Source organism: Myxococcota bacterium (assembly GCA_039030075.1).
Classification (GTDB): Bacteria; Myxococcota_A; UBA9160; order UBA9160; family SMWR01; genus JAHEJV01.
The window spans coordinates 183,763-203,443 of the sequence record JBCCEW010000008.1 but is presented as its reverse complement, the minus strand read 5'-3'; the positions used below and the strand labels follow the sequence as shown (position 1 = coordinate 203,443).

General features: G+C 68.7%; 14 protein-coding genes. 4 read left to right on the top strand and 10 right to left on the bottom strand.

From position 1 onward, the window contains the following. Positions 1-34: 34 nt before the first annotated feature. The 6 genes from AAF430_11315 to AAF430_11290 are packed head-to-tail and all read right to left on the bottom strand — an operon-like array spanning position 35 to position 7,697. Positions 35-1,306 carry a hypothetical protein gene (locus AAF430_11315; GenBank protein MEM7410815.1) on the bottom strand — a complete coding sequence of 424 codons (1,272 nt, stop codon included), beginning with the start codon at positions 1,304-1,306 and terminating at the stop codon, positions 35-37. Next, positions 1,303-1,926, bottom strand: coding sequence for a cytochrome c (locus AAF430_11310; GenBank protein ID MEM7410814.1), 624 nt, complete (start codon positions 1,924-1,926; stop codon positions 1,303-1,305). The genes AAF430_11315 and AAF430_11310 overlap by 4 nt, the downstream gene beginning before the upstream one ends. Then, positions 1,910-2,416 (bottom strand): DUF3341 domain-containing protein, encoded by a 507-nt coding sequence (locus AAF430_11305; GenBank protein MEM7410813.1) that lies wholly within the window; start codon positions 2,414-2,416, stop codon positions 1,910-1,912. The genes AAF430_11310 and AAF430_11305 overlap by 17 nt, the downstream gene beginning before the upstream one ends. Continuing rightward, the gene (gene nrfD / locus AAF430_11300) at positions 2,416-3,789 is read right to left on the bottom strand and encodes an NrfD/PsrC family molybdoenzyme membrane anchor subunit (GenBank protein MEM7410812.1); all 1,374 of its coding nucleotides are present in this window, start codon (positions 3,787-3,789) and stop codon (positions 2,416-2,418) included. The genes AAF430_11305 and nrfD overlap by 1 nt, the downstream gene beginning before the upstream one ends. Then, positions 3,786-6,923: a molybdopterin-dependent oxidoreductase gene (locus AAF430_11295; GenBank protein MEM7410811.1), complete on the bottom strand. Its 3,138-nt coding sequence runs from the start codon at positions 6,921-6,923 to the stop codon at positions 3,786-3,788. The genes nrfD and AAF430_11295 overlap by 4 nt, the downstream gene beginning before the upstream one ends. A 39-nt stretch (positions 6,924-6,962) precedes the next feature. Beyond that, positions 6,963-7,697, bottom strand: a complete 735-nt coding sequence (locus tag AAF430_11290; protein MEM7410810.1) for a cytochrome c3 family protein — start codon at positions 7,695-7,697, stop codon at positions 6,963-6,965. Positions 7,698-8,306: 609 nt separating this feature from the next. Here AAF430_11290 and AAF430_11285 point away from each other — a divergent pair. From AAF430_11285 to AAF430_11275, 3 genes are read left to right on the top strand one after another with little or no spacing between them, the layout of a single operon-like run. Then, the gene (locus tag AAF430_11285) at positions 8,307-9,392 is read left to right on the top strand and encodes an acyl-CoA dehydrogenase family protein (protein ID MEM7410809.1); all 1,086 of its coding nucleotides are present in this window, start codon (positions 8,307-8,309) and stop codon (positions 9,390-9,392) included. An 8-nt stretch (positions 9,393-9,400) separates the two neighbouring features. Beyond that, positions 9,401-10,627, top strand: coding sequence for an acyl-CoA dehydrogenase family protein (locus tag AAF430_11280; GenBank protein ID MEM7410808.1), 1,227 nt, complete (start codon positions 9,401-9,403; stop codon positions 10,625-10,627). An 11-nt stretch (positions 10,628-10,638) separates the two neighbouring features. Next, positions 10,639-10,896, top strand: a complete 258-nt coding sequence (locus AAF430_11275; protein ID MEM7410807.1) for a Trm112 family protein — start codon at positions 10,639-10,641, stop codon at positions 10,894-10,896. 10 nt (positions 10,897-10,906) lie between these two features. Here the strand turns inward: AAF430_11275 and AAF430_11270 are convergent, their stop codons facing one another. Genes AAF430_11270 through AAF430_11260 form a run of 3 tightly spaced genes read right to left on the bottom strand, consistent with a single transcriptional unit; the run spans position 10,907 to position 13,368 of the window. Next, on the bottom strand, positions 10,907-11,686 hold the full coding sequence (locus AAF430_11270) for a PAC2 family protein (protein MEM7410806.1): 780 nt from the start codon (positions 11,684-11,686) through the stop codon (positions 10,907-10,909). A 33-nt stretch (positions 11,687-11,719) separates the two neighbouring features. Then, the gene (locus tag AAF430_11265) at positions 11,720-12,433 is read right to left on the bottom strand and encodes a response regulator transcription factor (GenBank protein ID MEM7410805.1); all 714 of its coding nucleotides are present in this window, start codon (positions 12,431-12,433) and stop codon (positions 11,720-11,722) included. Continuing rightward, positions 12,430-13,368 carry a HAMP domain-containing sensor histidine kinase gene (locus AAF430_11260; protein ID MEM7410804.1) on the bottom strand — a complete coding sequence of 313 codons (939 nt, stop codon included), beginning with the start codon at positions 13,366-13,368 and terminating at the stop codon, positions 12,430-12,432. The genes AAF430_11265 and AAF430_11260 overlap by 4 nt, the downstream gene beginning before the upstream one ends. 52 nt (positions 13,369-13,420) lie before the next feature. Here AAF430_11260 and AAF430_11255 point away from each other — a divergent pair, with 52 nt between their 5' ends. Further along, positions 13,421-14,854 carry a DUF1329 domain-containing protein gene (locus AAF430_11255; protein MEM7410803.1) on the top strand — a complete coding sequence of 478 codons (1,434 nt, stop codon included), beginning with the start codon at positions 13,421-13,423 and terminating at the stop codon, positions 14,852-14,854. Positions 14,855-15,011: 157 nt separating this feature from the next. Here AAF430_11255 and AAF430_11250 read toward each other — a convergent pair whose 3' ends face one another. Further along, a complete protein-coding gene (locus tag AAF430_11250; protein ID MEM7410802.1) occupies positions 15,012-19,622 on the bottom strand; it encodes a DUF1302 family protein in 4,611 nt (1,536 codons plus the stop codon). Positions 19,623-19,681: the final 59 nt, after the last annotated feature.

Genomic DNA, 19,681 nt, shown 5'->3' with positions numbered 1-19,681 from the left:
GACTAGCGAAGCGCTTGGTTGCGGCTGGGCGCCGCTACGAACGCTTCGGCAGCGGCAGCGTCGGGAAGATCCGGCTGAAGACCAGGAAGGTCAGCACGAAGGCCCCGAGGAACCCGACTGCGAGACCGACCTGGATCGGACCGAACCAGGACATGCCGTCTTCGGGCACCAGCGACGGCCAGACCAGCATGTTGCGCTCGAGCCAGAAACCGAAGAGCACGATGGCGGCGACGCTCCCCAGGATGACCGGGGTCTTCTTCGGAGTCTGGCCGAGCAGCACCCAGAAGGGCGTGAGCCAGCAGCCGAGCCAGGCGAAGAGCGCCACCTTCACGTAGGGCTCGTCGAAGTAGGCCCACACGACCTCCCAGCTGTCCTGCAGGAACTGGGTCCCGAGGCGCGCCTGGAAGAACTGAGTCTCTTCGGGAAGGTTGCCGTACCAGATCACGATGTACTGGGCGAAGAAGAGGTACATCCAGAAGATCGAGAAGGCGAACATCATCTTCCCGAGATCGTGCATGCGGGGCTTCGTGATCTCGACGTCCCAGCCGGGCGCCGTGGCGCGAAGCAGGACGCAGATGAGCGCTGTGAGGCACACACCCGAGAGGAAGCCACCCCAGAGGAAGTACCAGCCGAAGATGTTCGAGAACCAGGTCGGCGTCAGCGACATGACCTGATCGAAAGCGATGAAGGTGTTGCCGAACGCGTAGACGAGACAAATCGTCGGAGCGAGCACCCGCAGCTTGCGCTGCGAATCGGCGTACTCCTCTTCGTCGCCCCGCCAGCCAGCGGTCCAGCTCTCGAAGAGTCCCTTCGCGCGCGTGGCCCGCTCGGCCGCGCCTGCCAGCGCGGGGCGGAAGCTGGTGCGCAGGTAGACGATCGTGAGGAGCGCGCCGACCGCGAGCACCGCCGCGTCGGTCCAGAACACGCGGGTGAAGTTCAGCCACCCTTCCTTGCCGGGAGGCGCCCCATGGATCCAATTCGTGTGGATGTACTCGCGGCCGAAGTAGTTGCCGACGAGGAAGAGCACGAACGAGATCGGAACCCATGCCGCCAGGCCCTCGGCCACGTGGCGAATCGGGCCGGCCCACTTCGCGCCGATGATGACCAGCGCGCAGCCCAGGCACAGGGCCGCCTGCGACAGGGTGCCCCAGTAGAGGTAGTTCACGTGGAAGGCGCGCCAGGTGGTCGCGGGGTCCGTCGAGAGGCCGTAGAACAGCGCGATGACGCCGATCACGACCAGAGCCACACAGCCCGCCGTCACGCCGTTCGGCAGTTCGCGGGGGTTTGCCACGTATTGGCTGCTCACTGGCCGATTCCCTTCTGCTCGTTCAGGTATCGGATGTAATTGACGATGTCCCAGCGGTCGTCGGAAGGGATCCGGGCGTAGCCGGGCATGCGTCGACGTCCGTACCGGATCGTCGAATAGATGTGACCGTCGCTGCGGATCTTGGCGATGCTCGCCGGGCCTGCGATGGCCAGGACACCACCGAACGGACCGCGCAGGTCGCCGTTCATGCTGACCGGGCCGTCGCCGACGCCGGTGTCACCGTGGCAGGTCGCGCAGTAGATCTCGTAGGCGACCTTGCCGTTCTCGAGGGAGTCGAGCGACATCGGTCGAGGGTTCACCAGGGCGTTCTGGGTGGGCTCGTCGTTCGGGTCCCAGGTCGGCGGCGGCGCGCCGACGGCCGGTACGGTGCCCTCGGGCGGCACGAAACCCTCGACCTGCTCGTCGAACAGGACGATCTCGAAGGCCTGCTGCGCCTTCTGGCGCTTCATCTGCGGGAACCACGTATCCGACCACTGCTCCCAGCAGCCGACGCTGAAGACGAGCAGGAACGCAGTGCCCACGAAGAAGGATCGCGAGATCCGCAGGCCGCGCTTGCGCGCGGCATCCCGCGACGAGTGCACCTCACTGAGAGTCGACAAGGCTCACCTCCGTCGCGTGGTGGTCGCGGAGCAGACCGTCGATCTCCGGCACGTCGCGCTCGCGACACTCGACGACCAGACCGAACTCCTCCCCGGAGAAGCGGGGGTGGTAGTGCGGGTCGAGCTGGAACTTCCCGAGGCCGGCCATGATGAAGAGACCCACCACGGTCAGCACACCGCCGAAGAGGATCGTCAGCTCGAAGGCGATGATCGTGTACGGCGGGATCGACGAGAACGGCTTCCCGCCCAGCATGATCGGCCAGTCGTTCGACATCCACAGGGTGAGTGCGTAGCCGGTGACCACCCCGAGCAGGCCGCCCACCAGGGTGAACCGGCGCACGGGGCTCGGCTCGGGGTGCACGGCGTCGTCCACTTCCGGGAACGGCGCGGGAGAGTATGTCTCCATCTTGTCATAGCCGCGATCGCGCAGGCGTGTCGCTGCTGCCGCGATGTGGTCGGGCTGTTCGAAGACGCCCATCAGGGTCGGCATCAGTGTCCTCCCTCGCCGTGGGCCTTGGCGTGGATCTCGAGTTCCTTCACCTCGGCGATGGCGATCATCGGGATCACCTTGAGCGCGAGTAGGAAGAACTGACAGAAGAAGCCGAAGCTTCCGGCAACGATGATCAGCTCGGCCCAGCTGGGTGTGTAGACGCCCCAGACGGCCGGATCGTATTCGCGCGACAAGCCTGAGATGATGATGACGTAGCGCTCGAACCACATGCCGATGTTGATCAGCACGGACACCACGAAGAGTGTGGGTATGTGGGTTCTCGCCCATTTGAACCACAAGATCTGTGGGACGACGCCGTTACAGATGATCATCACCCACGTCGAGATCCAGTATGGGCCGAAGGCGCGTAGCCAGAACGAGCTCTGCTCGGCCTCGACGCCGCTGTACCAGGCGACGAAGTACTCGGCCGCGTAGGCGTAGCTGACGATGATCGAGGTCAGCAGGATGAACCTCGACATGTTCTCGAAGTGGTAGTCGGTGATGTACTCCTCGAGGCCGAAGATGCGGCGGACGGGGATCATCATCGTCAGCACCATCGCGAAGCCGGAGAAGATGGCGCCGGCCACGAAGTACGGTGCGAAGACCGTCGCGTGCCAGCCGGGCACGATCGACATGGCGAAGTCCCAGGAAACCACCGAGTGGACCGAGAGCACCAGCGGGGTCGCGAGACCCGACAGGTGGAGCACCGTGCGGTTGTGTGACTTCCACTGCCTCGACTTGCCCTGCCAACCGAGGGCGAGCACGGTGTAGAGGCCCTTGCGCCAGCCGGTGGCGCGGTCGCGGGCGATCGCGAAGTCGGGGATCAGCCCGACGAAGAGGAACAGGATCGAGATCGTCGCGTAGGTGGTGATCGCGAAGGTGTCCCACAAGAGCGGACTCTTGAAGTTCACCCACAGCGCGCGTTGGTTCGGGTACGGCAGGATGAAGTAGGACTTCCACATCCGGCCGACGTGGATCCCGAGGAACTGGGCCGCCGTGAGCACCGCGAAGACGGTCATCGCCTCCGCGCTGCGGTTGATCGCGTTGCGCCATTTCGCGCGGAACAGAAACAGAATCGCCGAGATCAGCGTGCCGGCGTGAGCGATACCCACCCAGAACACGAAGGTCACGATGTAAGCGCCCCAGAAGACGGGGTGGGCGTAGCCGCCGATACCGAGGCCCTTGTAGACCTGGTAGACCCAGGTGGCGCCGGCCGCGAGCATGAAGAAAACCGCGATGTGGAGCAGGACGATCCAACCGATCGAAGCTCCTTCCATTACGCGGAGAAGGTCGCGGTTGACCTTCGAATCATTCATGACCGGCGTGGGCCGGATCATGGCAGCGACCGATTCGGCGGGCGGCGGCGGCGTCATCCCTCGTGTCCTTCTTCGCGAGCGACCTTCGCCAGGTAGGTGATGGCCGGTCGCACATTGAGAACGTGGAGCGCGTGGTAGGCGCGGCTCTTGTTGGCGTCGACCTTGGCGGTCGCGGTGTTGCCGGGGAGTTTGAGGTTGTCGAAGGTGATGGCCCCCGATGCACAGCTGCTCTGGCAGGCCGTCTGGACCTCACCCGGTCCGAGCACGTCGCGACCCTCGTCCGCCGCAGCCTGACGGGTCGCCTGGATCGTCTGGATGCAGAAGGTGCACTTCTCCATCACGCCCTGGCCACGGACCGTCACGTCCGGGTTCAGCCCGAGACCCATCGGCTCCGGCCAGCCCTCGATCTGGTAGTCGAACCAGTTGAAGCGCCGCACCTTGTAAGGGCAGTTGTTCGCGCAGTAGCGCGTGCCGATGCAGCGGTTGTAGATCATGCCGTTGAGGCCCGACTCGGTGTGGTAGGTCGCGTAGACCGGGCAGACGGGCTCGCAAGGCGCGGCGCCGCACTGCTGGCACATCATCGGCGAATTGCGAACGTCGACGTTGCCGAGCTCTTCGTGGTTCTGAGGGCCCGGTCGACCGGTCTTGAACGACTGCTCGCCCTCACCGATGAAGCGCTCGATGCGCATCCAGCTCATCTGGCGCGAGCGCAGTACGCCCTCTTCGCCGACGACCGGGATGTTGTTCTCGATGTGGCAGGAGACGACGCACGCGTTGCACCCCGTGCAGCGGTCCAGGTCGACCGCCATGCCCCATCGATACGGATCTTCGGGAGCCGAGTCGTCGACCGGGTCGAACGCCCGCAGGATCTCGTGCGAGCCACCGTGGCCGTCGCCGTGACCTTCGCCGTGTCCCGCGTCGCCGTGGGCGGCGGCGGCCGCGCCGTGATCGTCCTTCGCCGCGCCGTGGTCGTCGCCATGACCGCCACCGTGGGGCTGTCCAGCCACCTCGTTCGCGGCCCAGGGGCTTTCGCCTCCCTTGGCGAGTGCCACCAGAGAGATGCTCTCGCCGAGCATCCGTCCGCGCTTGTTGTCGGTGGCCTGGGTGAAGGGCAAGCGTCGGTAGTCGCCGCTGTTGGTGACCTTCGCCTTCACGGCCAGGAACGCGCGTCCACCGCTCTCGTCCGTGAGTGCCGGCAGGATCTCGTTGACGTTCACGCCGCGGGCAGGACCGGTCAGCTCGCCTTCCGGTGCCATCGACGCCCAGCGCCCGACCGTGTGTCCCTGTCCGAAAGCGATCGCGATCACGTCGTCGCGCACGCCACCGCGGGGCCAGGCCGGCACCTCGATGCGCCCGTAGGTCGTCTCGACCCAGAGAATGTCGCCGACGCCCACGCCAAGCTGGTCAGCCATGTCGAGGCTGATCTCTGCCCAGGACTGCCAGGCCACCTTCGTGATGGGGTCGGGAATCTCCTGGAGAAGAGGCAGGTTCGCGCCGCTCCCGTCGCCGAGCATCGGCGAGGGAACCGGCAGGACCGTGAAGGTCCCTTCCCCCTCGAGCTGCGGCTCGCGCCACTCGAGGCTCGCCAGACCAGCGCCCGGGTCGAGCTCCGCCGAAGCAGGCGGCCGGAACACACCGCCGCGCTGCAGCGCTGCGCGCCAGTCGGTGTGACTCCAAGCGGCTTCGATCACTTCGCGGAAGCTGCCCTTCGGCAGCGTGCCACCGGACTCGCCGCCGATCTGCCGCCCCGACTCGAGCAGCACGTCGCCGAAGGCGCGCGTGTCGTAGAGCGGTCGCAGGGTGGGCTGGACGAGACTGATCACGCCATCCCGGGGTGCGGCGTCGCCCCAGCTTTCTGCCGTCGTGTGATCGGGGAGCACCAGGTGAGCGCGCATCGACGTCTCGTCGGGCATCGAAGCCGTGGAGACCACCAGCTTCACCTTTTCGAGCGCCTCGGCGAACCCGGCGTCCTTCGGGAGCGAATGGAGGGGATTCGAGCCGTGAACGACGAGCACGTCGACGTCGCCCGATCGCATCGCGTCGATCAGCCGGGCCACCTCACGGAACGGAGTCGGCGTGCCCGTAACCGGGGGAATCGTCAGGGTCTTGCCCAGCGCTCCGATCACGGTGTTGAGGATCAGGACCGCGGCGTTCGTGGCGGTCGCGCGACGACTCGTGAGCGCGACGCCCGGAGGCAAGGCCGCGGGACGCTTGGCGTTCGCGAGCGCGACGCCGAGGCGGCGAATCGTGGCCTCGGGCACCTCGGAGATCTTCGCGATCTTGGCCGCCTCGAAACCCGAGAGCCGGCCCACGAGGGCCTCGGCCGCAGCGTCCAGGCTTCCGCCGCGCCGCCGGATCGAAGCCACGGCTTCGGAGGCGATCGACAGCGCGAGCAGCCCTTCGGTGCCCGGCTTCGCCGGTAGCCACTCGTCCGAGGCACCCGCCGTCTCGTCGAGCCGGGGACCGACGTAGACGAGCCGCGCCTTGCGGCCCGCCTCGCTCTCGACGTCCCGCGCGGCCATCAGCTGGTAGGTGTGCTCGACCGGAGAAAGCCCGGTGCTGAGCCCGTCCGAGCCGAAGTCGATCACCAGGTCGGTCTCGGAGAGGTCGAAGATGGGCTGCGATGCCACACCGAAGACGGCCTCGGTGGCGTGGATCAGTGCCTCAGGCGCAAACGGGTCGTAGGTGATCCGAGTTCCACCGCCTGCGACGACGAGCCATTGATCGATCAGATCGCCGAGCGTCGGGCCCACCGGCGCCCCGAACACCGCGACCTTCGAGCCTGCACCCGCAACCGAGCGGGACAGCTTTGCCAGAGCCTCTTCCCACGCGACCGGTGTGTAGGTGCCGTCGGCTCCGCGCTGCATCGGGCCGCGATAGCGGTCCGGGTGATAGGTACGCCCGATCGAAGCCTGTCCCTTCGAGCAGAGATAGCCCCGGTTGATGGGATGCTCGGGATTTCCGTTGTACTTGATCGGTCGGCCTTCGCGGGTCTTGACGTGGAACCCGCAGCCGCCGGCGCACTCCTGGCAGGTCGACGCATAGATCACGGGCAGACCGGGGGTGATCTCCTCGGGCTGCACCACGTACGGGATCAGCTTCTCGGGCAACTCTGCGCAGCCCGCGGCGGCTGCCGCACCTGCGCTGGTCCCTACCAGCTTCAGAAAGTCTCGTCGGTCGAAATCGCCCATCCGTCCCCAACTCCGGCGCTCTTTCGCGCCGCGGTTCGCCTAGTAGTGGCAGGCGTAGCAATCCTGCGTCGCGCCGTTCTCTCGGTGGCAGTCGATGCACCAACCCATCTCGAGCTTGGCCGAGGGCAACCCCCAGGGCCACCAGATGGTGTCCTCGACCAGAGGCAGCTTGTCGTATTCCTCGACGTTGCCGTGACAACGCTGGCAGTCGAAGCCCGCGCGGATGTGCGCGCGGTGCTGGAACTGCACGTGCTCGGGCAACCGATGGATCTGCTCCCACTCGATGGGCTTCTTCTCTTCCCAGTGCTTCTTCAGCGTCTGGATGCCTTCGAGTTCGTCGTAGCTCGCGGGGAACTGGGCGTGGCAGCCCATGCACAACTCGACGGACGGAACACCGGCCGCCGGCGAGCGATCGGTTCCCGAGTGGCAGTACTCGCACTCGATCTCGTACATGCCGGCGTGGTGCTTGTGGCTGAACTGGATCGGCTGGAGCGGTCCCGGGGCGTCGGGATCCTCCGCGGCCGTGTGGGAGAGGCAGGCCTCGCGGGTGGGCCAGGGCGTCGCGAACTCGCGCGGAATCTCGATCTGGAGATCCGGGTCGGCTTCGGCCAGGGCGCGGAGCTCGTGGGCTTCGCAGACACTCTTCGCGATGCGGATGTCCGTGTCCGCCGCTTGCACCGGTGTCCCGCCGAAACCCGCGACCATCCATACGAGGGCCGCCGCGACGACCAGAGCTCCAAGGATCCAAGGACGCGTCGGGGCGAGGTGTCTCATGCGTGGAACTGCCAGCTCCTGTGGGGCGTCGGGACGAGTGGAAGTCACTCACGCCACGGAGCCCCGCGCATTCCGTCTCCGTATGGGTACGGGCCGGACCGTCGGGGGCAAGAACGACGAATCCCGTACCGGTTCCTGTGCGAGAGCCTCGTTGGGACGGCGTTCCTGGAAGGAAGCGCCCGGGCTGCCCGCGAAGAGCCTGAGTACGGGGTGCGTGAGCGTTTGGGAAGGACGAACGATGCGGGGTGCGCATCGCCCGCGACGCGCGGTGTGATATCCCGTAAGCCGGGTCGCGTCAAGGTGAATTGGCCCGAAAACGGCCGGCGAAAAGCGCCCTTGGCGCGTCCTATTTCCGATCTGCGCCAACGTCTGGGCCGATCGCGTCGAGAGGCCCCCGCGACGCGCCGCGCGCCGGTGCTACGGTGGCGCCGCGCCTGCCGAGGATGCCCGCCGCGAGCACCGCGCACGCCCGTCCGCGAGGGATTCGCCTGGGTTTCCGAGGGGATCGCACCCGGACCGGGTTTCGCGACTGCGCGGGCCTCGTCGCCCTCCCCTGTTTCTCCTGGCTGCGGCGTTTGCCCCGCAGCCCGCAGTCTCCACGAGGTGGCCGTGATCGACTTCGAACCCGATGAAGAGCAGCAGCTGATCCGCGAGACCGTGCATCAGTTCGCCGCCAACGAGGTGCGCCCCCGCGCCCGCGAGTGCGACGAGGCGCGCGAGGTACCCCGCGCCGTGCTGCAGAGTGCACACGAGCTCGGACTGGTGGCGAACGGGATCGCGACCGAGCACGGAGGCGGCGGTGAACGCAGCGCCGTGACCGGCGTCCTGATCGCGGAGGAGCTCGCCTGGGGCGACCTGTCCATCGCGCTGGCGGCGCTTTCGCCGTCGCTGAGCGCCATCCCCGTCGCGGACTTCGGCGCGGCCGGGCAGCAGGCGCGCTGGCTTCCCGCCCTGACCGGTGCGGCCTTCGCACCCGGCTCCCTCGCGGTCGTAGAACCGGGTTTTGCCGCCGACGTGTTCCAGCCGGCCACCTCCGCGACGCCCGCCGACGGCGGTTTCGAACTCCGGGGCCAGAAGTGCCTGGTGCCGTGGCTCGCCGGCGACGGCCCCGTCTGGGTCTCGGCGCTGGGCCCCGATGGACCGGCGCTGTACGGCATGGCGCGCGACGCAGCCGGGCTCAAGGCCGCCACCGAGGACAACCTGGGCATCCAGGCCTTCCCGACGGCCGAGCTCCAGCTGGACGGCGTGATGGTCGCCGCCAACGCCGTGCTCCCGGTTGGACCCGACGGGCTGGCCGCGCTGCTGCACCGCGGGCGCGTCGCCCTCGCGGCCATGGCGGTGGGCGTCGCGCGGGCCTCCTTCGAAGTGGCGCGCGACTACGCCAAGGAGCGCGAGGCGTTCGGCGGCCCGATCGCCACGAAGCAGGCGATCGCGTTCAAGCTCGCCGACATGGCGATCGAGATCGACGCGGCGCGTCTGCTCACCTGGGAAGCGGCCTGGCGACTCGACCAGGGCCTGCCGGCCGGGCGCGAGACCACACTGGCGTCGCGGCAGGCGCAGCGCGTCGCCCTCGAAGTCGCAGACGGCGCGGTCCAGGTCTTCGGCGGCCATGGCTACATCCGCGACTACCTGCCGGAAATGCACCTCCGCAACGCCCGAGGCTTCTCCTGCTTCGAGGCGCTCACACTCGTCTGAGGACACCGATGCCGATCTCCTTCGATCTCACCGACAACACCCGCACCGCCCAGGCGCACTACCGGAAGATGGCGGCCGAACAGATGCGGCCGATCTCGCGGAAGTACGACCTCGAAGAGCACACACTCCCGACCGAATGGGTCGACTACTTCTGGAAGGAAGGCCGCAGCGGACCGCAGGGCATGAAGCTCGACGCCCCGGGAGACGGCTTCGTCCAGGTGTGCGTGCAGGCCGAAGAACTCTGCTGGGGCGACGCGGGCCTGTATCTGCGCATGCCGACGGCGGCGCTGGGCGGATCGGCGGTCGCGGCTGCCGGCACCCCCGAACAGAAGGCGCGCTTCCTTGCACCGTTCAAGGGCGAGGGCGAGCCGGTCTGGGGCGCGATGGCGATCACCGAGCCCGCGGCGGGCTCCGACTCCGCCGCGATCCAGACGACGGCCGACCTCGACGGCGACGCATACGTGCTGAACGGAACGAAGATCTTCTGCACCGCCGGCGAAGGCGCAGCCACCTTCGAAGGGGGCTTCGTCGCGGTCTGGGCCACCGTCGACAAGTCGGCGGGACGCGGCGGGATCAAGGCGTTCGTGGTTCCCGCCGGGACGCCGGGCATGCGTCTGGTCGGCTGCGAGAAGAAGCTCGGCATCCGGGCGTCGGACACGGCCACCCTCGTCTTCGAGAACTGTCGGGTCCCGAAGGAAAACCTGCTCGGCCGGGCCGAGGTCAAGAAGAAGGGCCCGAAGTCGTCGGGGGACAAGGGCTTCAAGGGCGCGATGGCGACCTTCGATGCGAGCCGACCGATCGTCGCGGCGATGGCCGTCGGTGTCGGGCGCGCGGCCCTCGACACCGTGCTCGAAGAACTCGAACGCCAGGGGGTCGCGCTGCGCTACGACGCAGGCCCCCACGCCCAGACGGCGGTCGAGCGCGACGTCATCGAGATGGAGGCCGAACTCCAGGCCGCACGGCTCCTCACCTGGCGCGCCGCGACGATGATGAACCAGGGCAAGCCCAACAACCTCGAAGCGTCGATGGCGAAGGCGAAGGCGGGCCTGGCCGTCACCAAGATCACCCAGAAGGCCGTCGAGATCCTCGGCCCCGCGGGTTACTCGAAGAAGCTGCTCGTCGAGAAGTGGATGCGCGACGCGAAGATCAACGATATCTACGAGGGCACTCAGCAGATCAATCAGCTGATCGTCGCCCGGCGTATCCTCGACTATCCATCCAGCATGCTCCGCTGAGGAGGAATCCCATGCCCATCAGCCCCACCCTGCTCGAGATCCTCGTCTGCCCCGAGACGCGTCAGCCCGTGTCCGAGGCCAGCGACGACGTGCTCGGCCGCATCAATGCCGAAGTCGAGGCCGGACGCCTGCGCAATCGCGGCGGTGAGGCCGTCGAGAAGCCGCTCGTCGAGGCGCTGATCCGCGAGGATGGTCGCGTGATCTATCCGGTCGACGACGGCATCCCGGTCATGCTGATCGAACAGTCGATCGAGGTCTCCGCGGCGTAGCGAGACGCGCCTACTGCGCGAATTCGCGGCGCTTGAGCTGCCGCACGTACTCGGACAGTTCCGGGTCGCCCGACACCAGGGCAGAGATCTTCTGTTCGAAGGCCGCCGCCTCCTGCTGGAGCGGTTCGTCGTCGACCGCGAGGGCGAGCGCCGCGCGGAGCTTGTGCACCAGGGCCAACGAACCGCGCGGGTTCGGGCTCGCGCTGATGTAGTGCGGCAACCCGGCCCAGAGACTCAGCACCTCGACGCCCTCCGACGACAGCCGCTCGCCGAGTACTCCGACGATTCCGGTCGGGCCTTCGTAGCGCGACGGCTCGACCCCGATGTCGTGCAGGCGGTCCTCGTCGTCGGCGAAGCCCGTCACGCCGACCGGACGCGAGTACACGACGTCGGCGACGTAAGCACCGAGCAGCACCACTCGGCGGATCCCGAGGCGCGTGACGACGGCCGCGAACTGATCACAGTAGTCGCGCCAACGCAGGTGGGGTTCGGCACCGCGCGCGATCACGAGTTCGCACGCCGCGCCCGTCGCTCCATAGGAGAAATGCGTTCCGGGCCACTCGACCCTGCGCCGCCCGGTCTCATCGGTGCGCACCCACGGACGCGTCACGGTGAAGTCGAGATACGGCTCGCCGTCGATCTCGGCGAGCGGTACCGCGGCGATCGCGTCGGACAGGAAACGCGCCGCCCCGGTCGCCGCCTCACCGGCGTCGTTCCACCCCTCGAAGGCCGCGATCAGCGTCGCGTCCCGGAGCTGTGGCTCGACGTGAAACGTCAGGACATCTCTCACGAGAAGAAGGGTCGCACGCCAGGCGCCGGGTTCTCAAGGGGTGGCGGGAGTCCGCACCAGGCGATAGCCGTGGCCGCGTACGGACAGGAGGTATTCCGGGCGCGACGGATCGCGCTCGAGGTAGCGACGCAGCCGTACGACGAAGCTGTCCACGACGCGCGTTCGTGTGTCGGGTCGCAGTCCCCACACACGCTCCAGGAGCTCACCGCGGGTCACGACTTCCCCGTCGGCGTCGATCAAGGCGCGCAGCAGGCCGAGCTCCCGCGGCGTGAGCTGGATCGTTTCGTCGGCCGTTTCCAGCACGAAACGGTCGAAGTGCACCGTCGCCGCGCCGATCGCCACGGGCTGCAACGCCGGCCCGTCGGCGACACCGTCCCAGCGCCGGCGTCGCAACAGGCCGCGGACCCGCGCCAGCAGCTCGTCGAGGTGGAAGGGCTTCGTTAGATAGTCGTCCGCCCCCTCTTCGAGGCCGCGCACCCGGTCCTCGCTCCCGTCCTTCGCGGTGAGGATCAGCACGGGCACGTAGTGGCCGGCTGCACGCGTGCGCGAGAGCACCTCGAAGCCGCTCGCTCCGGGCAGCATCAGGTCGAGTAGCACCAGGTCGATCCCGGCCTCGGGCTCGGCCAACGCCTCCAGCGCGGCCAGTCCATCGCGGGCGATCGACACGTCGTGCCCTTCCTGCTCGAGGTTGAAGCGCAGGCCGTCCGCCAGATGCTCTTCGTCCTCGACGACCAGGACCCGACTCATGCGCGCTCCGGTTCGGCGAGGCGACCGGCGGCGCGCAGCGACACGACGAAGCGGCTGCCCGTGCCCGAGCCCTCGCTGCGTGCGACGACGCGACCGCCCTGCTTGCGCACGAGCGAACGCACGATGAACAGGCCGAGCCCGAGCCCGGAGGCCGTGCGCTGCACGTCGCGACCGGCGCGGTAGAAGCGCTGGAAGATCTTGCGCAGCTCGCGCGCCGGAATGCCGATGCCGCGGTCCGAGATCGATACGTCGACCCGACCATCGCTGGTCTGTTCGACGCCGACGCGAATCTCGACCGGGTCTTCCGAGTACTTGGCAGCGTTCTCCAGCAGGTTGCGGAACACCACGCCGAGCTCGGTGCGATCGCCGCGGACGGAGGCGTGGGGCCGTACGTCGAGCTGCACCGCCGACTCGGGCAAGGCGTGGACCTCGCGCAGCTCGCCGATGCACTCGGTGAGCAGGTCCTCGAGTTCGACGTCGTCCGTCGGGACACGCCGTCGCCCCTCCTCGCTACGTGCCGCCAGCAGCACCTGTCCCACCGTGTGATCGAGGCGGTCCACGTCCTGCCCCATCCGATGCAGGAACTCGCGGCGCTTCTCCGCGTCCGGGTCGTGCCGCTCGAGCGTCTCCAGGTAGAGACGCAGCGACGCTAGCGGCGTGCGCATCTCGTGGGTGACCGCGTCGAGGAAGGCCTGCTGGCGCTGATTCAAACGCATCTCGCGCACCAGCCAGAGCGACAGGCCCAGCAGCCCGATGAGCACCAGGGAGAAGAAGACGCCGCCGAGCACCAGCATCACCCAGTCGCGGGTCGACAAGCCGCGCGCGAGGGGTCGCGGATCGTCGAGGACCAGGATCTGCCAGCCCACCCCCAGCGCGACCACCAGGACCGCGAGCGCGATGCCGAGCGCGAGAGGGGTGCCGATCGAACGCCGCACGTCGTCCTCCTCCGGAACGCGATAGGGTAGCAACGGGGACGAGAGGAACGCCGTGGCGACCCAGCATCGGTCGAAACCCAACGCGCCGCGGGCGCGCCGGATCGCCTTCGCGGTGGCGTGGGCGCTCGCCTGGGGGACGGCGCCGGGCGCCGCCCTCGCGGCAGACGCGACCCAGCGCCCCCCGCGCTGTCCGCCGGCCGAGACCGCCGCGACACAGGGCGGCCCCGAACCCCTCGCCCTCCGCGAGGGTCTGCGGGTCGGCTACCGCGATCTGCTGCGGCTGCGCGCGTGGCTACCGGCCGAGGTCTGGCGCAATCGGAACACGTTCTTCCACGCCCGGATGCAGATGGAGATCGGGCCCTGCTTCCGCCGCTACGCCCTGCCCGGTCCGCCATCCGGAGACGGATCGTTCTCGGTCGACGACGCGGGAAACCTCGTCGGCGCGGGCGGCGGGCTGCCGTTCCCGCCCGCCACCCTCGATCCCGCCGGAGCCGACGCCGGCGCCCGCTGGGCCTGGAACGTCGAACGACGCGATCGCGGCGCCGGTCCCCACGGCCGGTTTCGGATCGTCGACAAACCCGGACGCACCGGCGCCACCCAGACCTACACGGGAGAGTGGCACCAGTGGATCCCGCCCAGAGAAGGCGACGCCGACGACGAAGATGCGCCCCGCTGGGTCGCCGGCGGGCGCTTCGCCTCGCCGGGATCCGTGCGGCACCTCGCCTGGAAGCAGACCCGTCGCGCGGCCAGCGACGCCGACTTCGAGGCGCCCGACGCGACCTTCGTCTACCTGCCGTCCCTGCGCCGCGTGCGACGCGCGGCGAGTGCGTGGTCCGACGGGCTCTTCATGCCGCGCTATCGCGCCGGACGCGCCGCCGGTGGCGAACGTGCCCTGCCGCTGGGAGGCGGCGCGGCGGTGTCCGCGGGAGGCAGCGTCGCCGCGACGGAGCACCTGCGACGCGGCTTCCTCGGACTCTCCCTGCGCCCCAACGCCTACGTGTGGCGACTCGAGGGCGAGCGCGACGTACTCGCCCCGCTCAATGTGTCACGTTCGGGCTACCCGAAGCATCCGGGGCGCGACTTCGGACCGAGCGGGCTCTCGGCGGCCAGCGATCGCTGGGAGCTTCGCCGCGCCGTCCTGCTGCACGGGGATCTGCGCGCGCGCGGAGGCGACTACGACCGCCTGACGCTCTACGTCGACGCCCAGACGGCGCAGCCGCTCTACTACATCACCAAGCGACGCGACGGCCGACTCGTGGAGGTAGGCATCCTGCTCCACCGCTACAGCGGCGATCAGGCCGGCTACCCGCCGGGCCGCGATGGTGAGCCGCTGCGCGTCTTCGATCCGGTGGCGGCAGTCTTCTACGAGACCCGTGGCGGAGGCAGCGGTTGGCGCCGCGAGTCCTACGACGTGCGCTCGACGCCGCTGTCCGACGCCGAGCGCGAACGCTGGCTCGCACCCGGCGCCCTCGAGCGCCGGGGCTAGAGGGCACCTCATCCACCCCGACCGAGACAGGGGCTCGAATTCGGCCCGAGGTCGAGGCGCGAAACCGCAGGCATAGCGACGCTACGGCGAGGTTTCGCAACGAAGAGATCGGGGCGAAGGCGGGTGCCTGGCGACCGAGGGGCGGATGAGATGCCCTCTAGAACGCCCAGCGCAGGCGCATGAAGATCTCGTCGCGTTTGCGCACGGCCGAGAGTCCGTTCTCCACGCCGTCCCGGTACGCGTTCGCCCCGGCCCGATTCACCACGGGCGAGAGTTCGTTGATCGGCATGGGACGCAGCTGGGTGCGCCCGAAGAAGTAGAGGAGCCCGACCGTCACCGAGAACGAATCGGTGAAGGCGTACTCGAGCGATGGCAGCACGGCGCCTCCGCGGGAGCGCAGTGCGTAGACGGTGAAGAGCTGGGGCCGCAGGCGATCCTGGAAGTAGCCCGTCGAGACCGAGAAGGTCGCGAACACGTCCACCGGACCGTCGATCAGGAAGCCCTCGCGGTGCTCGGGCACGTAGCTCGCGAACCACTGGGTGTTGAAGAAGAAGGTCCGGTTCGGGTTGAGGAAGTGGATGAACGTCGGGCGATCGACGGACACCGTGACGTTGAACGAGTCGCTCTCGGTGATGCCCTCGGGATCGTCGTTGTTCGCGTAGGGCACCCCCTCGATCCAGGTGAACTCGACCCCCCAGCTCGTCTTCGACCAGTCCTCGGCGAAGTCGGTCGAGAAGCCCAGGACGTTGCGCCGGTCGTAGCGCAGCACCGCTTCCCCCCCGCTGTGCCAGATGAAGGTGCGTCGCCCGAAGCGCTCGTTGCCCGCCGCGCGCACCGTGTTCCGGCGCACACCGACCGCAGCCAGGAAGTTCTTCACGTTCGCGCACAGGTTCGGCGTCGCCAGGCTGCAGCGCCCCGGCTCGTAGGGCGCCGACGGCAGGAAGCACTCGGGGTTCGCGGCCAGCCCCGCCGCATCTCCGTTCGCGCGGCCGTCCAGATCCGCGGTCCGCAGATCGCACGAGGTGAGGGTCAGGAACATCAAGAAGTTGTACGAGACCGCCGCGAGCTCGTTCTGGAAGAGCTGCCCCGTGCCCTCGAAGAACTCCTCGACCAGATCGCGGTTGAACCACTCGTAGCAGGCGGCGGACGCGGTCGGATTCGTGTCGGAGGCGATGCAGCCCGCCGTGGGATGGATGAGGGGCAGGTCGGCGAGGGTCACCTCCTGGGAGGCGCACACGAACACCCGGCGCGGTGCACCGTTGACGGTGATCGTGCCGCCGAAGCCGCGCGGCGCGCAGGCGGCAACGTCCGGGTTCTGTCCCGTGTTCGGCACCGTCGTCGGGTTCCCCGAGGCGTCGAAGCCCGTGATGAACTGTTCGGGAACGGCGCGGCGGACGGTGGCCCCGCTGCAGCGCGCGAGCTGACGCGCGAGTTCGGGAGAGGCCCCGACCGCGGTCACGGGCACGCTGGCCGCCGCCCCGCGCCGGTTGATCACGTCGCCCAGGATGCAGCCGTCGATCGACGGCAGATACCCCGCCTCGAAGGCCACCTCGACGCGCATCGGGACGTCGTCGGCATCGCCCGGGATGCCGTTGGGATCGTTGTAACGAACGCTGAGCGACGCGATCCCCCGACACCCCGGCAGCTTCACCAGCCCCTGGGTCTCGATGAACCGGGTGCAGGTCGGCCCGCCGACGAAGGGCACGTTCGTCCGCTGGCTGCTGCCTGCTCCCACCCCGCGCGCGGGTCCGAGCGGCCCGATCGTGCCCGGCTGGGGCAGGTTGTCGGTGGTGATCTGGCCGGGCAGCGTGCCCTCGACACCGAGCCACGACTGCACGATGGCACTCGCCTCGGCGTTGAGCAGGTCGATGCCGCCGAAGTTGCCCGACTGGGGAAAGTCCGCGGTCGTGGTCTCGCGGCTGGTGCTGTCGCAGCGCGTACCGTAGAAGGGGCCGCAGCCGAGCAGCGCCCGCTGTTCGTTGGTCAGCGAGTTGTCGAGGGTGGGCTGGCCCGGGAAACGCGCGCGCTGGGTGCGCGTGTCGAACCCGTCGTAGCCGCCCAGGTCGCAGGGCGTCGCGGGATCGTCGTCGGCGCACCCCACCCCGTTGTCGACCATCCCGTTGTTGTTCGTGTCGAAGGGGGCCTGGGGATCGTTGTAGAGGCGATTGACCGAAGCCAGCGGGAACGCGATCAAAGGACCCGACACCGCGACGCTGCGCTGGAAGTTGTTGACGATCGCCATGGTGCGCACGGTCGACGGCCCGTCCGGGTCGCCCGCGAAGACCGGCACGAACGCCTCGGTGATCGGCACGTTCACGCCGCGCAGGTTCGACGGACTCGCGAACACGGTCCAGGCGCAGGCGCCCGGGTCGAGGGCCGAGGCGACGCCCACCGTCGAGAGACAGGTCCAGGCGAAGAGCTGCTGGTTCGCGGACTGGAACTCGAGGGCATTGGTCAAAGCCAGGGCGGCCGCGTCGAAGGCGAAGGTGTTCGCGTAACCGGGCGCTCCGCCCGGACGCAGACAACCGGGGTCGGTCCCCACGCCGCCGCGCACCGCGCCGCCGCCCAGGGGTGTCTGGCCGGGCGTCACCGAATAGGGATGGGACGCAAAGGAGGTGTTGTACGCGACGCCGCCCCCACCACCGGCGTTCAGCGTATCGACCGCGACCTCGCCCGCCCGCTGGCAGGTGCCCAGCGCCTGGCCGGGCAGACGCGCGGCGACCGGACGGCCGGACTGGGGATCGACGGCGCGCTCGTAGAAGAAGATGGCTTCGGTGTAGGGCACGTCGTCGAAGCCGTAGAAGTCGATGATCGAGAAGCTGAAGCGATCCCAGCGCCACTCGATGCGCCCCCCGAACTCGAGATCGCCGATCTCCTTCCAGGGGCTCTCGGGTCGGTCGATGCCCGCGATGCCCGCCCCCGTAAAGGAATGGGAGAGCAACCCATAGGTCAGGTTGCAGGTGAGGTCCGGGGCGTAGGGCTCACCGCAGGCACCGATGTCGGCGGGTTCGAAACGATCGAAGTTGAAGGCGAACTCGAGACGCACGTCCTCGAGCGCTCCGACGTCGTAGAGCGAATACACGAAGCGCCCCGACCACAGCGCGATGCGCGACTCCTCGAGGCTCGGGAGCGAGGACAGGGCGAGGTCTTGCGGATTGAACTGGTCGTTGGTGCGGAAGACCTCCGTCTTCCCCCACACGATGTTCTGCAGGCCAAGGCGCGCCCAGAGCCGCGACTCGAGGAACTCGAGGTCGACGTAGGCTTCCTTCAGTTCCTTCGTCCGCTGCTGGCTCGCGCCACGGTTGAAGGCCCGGTCGATCTCGTCGAAGTTCAGGCGCGGCGAATCGAGATCGCCCGAGCGCAGGACGTTGCGCAATCCCGCGCTCGGGTAGTAGAGGCCCTGCGCCTGTAAGAGCGATGCGTTGCGATTCGACGCGTTCGAGAGGTCGGGCGCCGGTCGGAACGGATTCTCGCCGAGGCCGCCCGTGTAGCGGACATTCTCGGGCCCCGTGACCGCGTTGCCGAACTGAGTGACGCCACCGATGGTCACGGTCTCGAACGAGCCGGGAATGCAGCCGGCGTTCTCGTCGAGGGCGAGGGGACCGAGTTCACCGCGTTGACGCGGGGCGAGCACGGGTTCGGTCGGGTCGAGACAGGGCACGACGCCGCTGAAGTCCCCGCCGAACGCGGCGATGACGTTGCCGCCAGCGTCGAGCCCGGCGGACGAGAAGTCGGTCCCGGCCACTGGCACCGGGGGCAGCGCGTTGAGTGGCTGCACCGTGAACGTCCCCGGCCCGTCCGGATCCGGGAAAGTGGCGCCGGCGACGCACGCCGCGACGCCCGCGCGTTCGCACTTGCCCCGGGACGCCGCGGTGATCGTGGTATCGGGAGCGACCAGCGCGAGCGTCGCGCGGCTCGCCGGGTCGAGGGGATCGATCTGGATGCCCGCCCCGATCTGCGCGGGCGTCAGCGCCGTGAGCTGGGGATCGCCGTCGTAGAAGCGCACCGAGCTGGCGTCCTCGAAGGCGCCCCCTGTCACCCCGTCGGTCCCCGTCGCGAGCGCCGTCGGCGGAATCCGCCCGCGGAAGGGGTTCGCGCGGTCGGCGTTCAACGCGACGCTGCGCACGAGGTTGCGGGGCAACCAGGGTCCGAGAACCTGGGTTCCCTGGCTGTCGGGGCCGCGGAACTCCCGCAGCGCGAACTGGTAGTCGAGGAGCGCGGCGCTCGCGTAGCGCCCGGGGTCGTCGGCGGTCCCCAGACGGTTGTCTCCGCCGGCCTGGCGAAAGAAGGAATCGAACTCGGGAATCCCGCGGCGCTCGCCCTCGGGAGCGAAGGGCGTCGGACGCCGACTGAGGTGGCGGTCGACGGGACCCTCCGGGCCCGGTACCACCCCGCCGAAGTCGGGATCGCGGGCATCGCGAAGCCGCTCGGGCAGTCGGCGCGCCCCGTTCCCGTACGTGTCGACGCTGTGGAAGATCCGAAAACCCTCGGAGTAGAGCGCGTCGTAGCGGCCCTCGGCCCGCACATAGACGCTCATCAGGTCGATCGGCCCCAACCCTTCCGGGAGGACGTCGACCTCGACCTCGACGTTCAGGACGTTGTACCACTGCGCGAGATCGAGCTCCTGCTCGAACTTCTCGTTCAGGGCGCGGAGCTGGGTCTCGGCGTAGCCGTGGACCTGGACGCGACCGTCGTAGAACTCGACGGCTGTCGCCGGCAACGCGCACGCGCACAGGAGCGCGACGCTCGCGATGGCGCGGATCCGCACCCTCCCCCGACCTCCGTGGGCTCGTCCTTGGGGGATGGTAGTGGTTCGTGGGGCGGGCC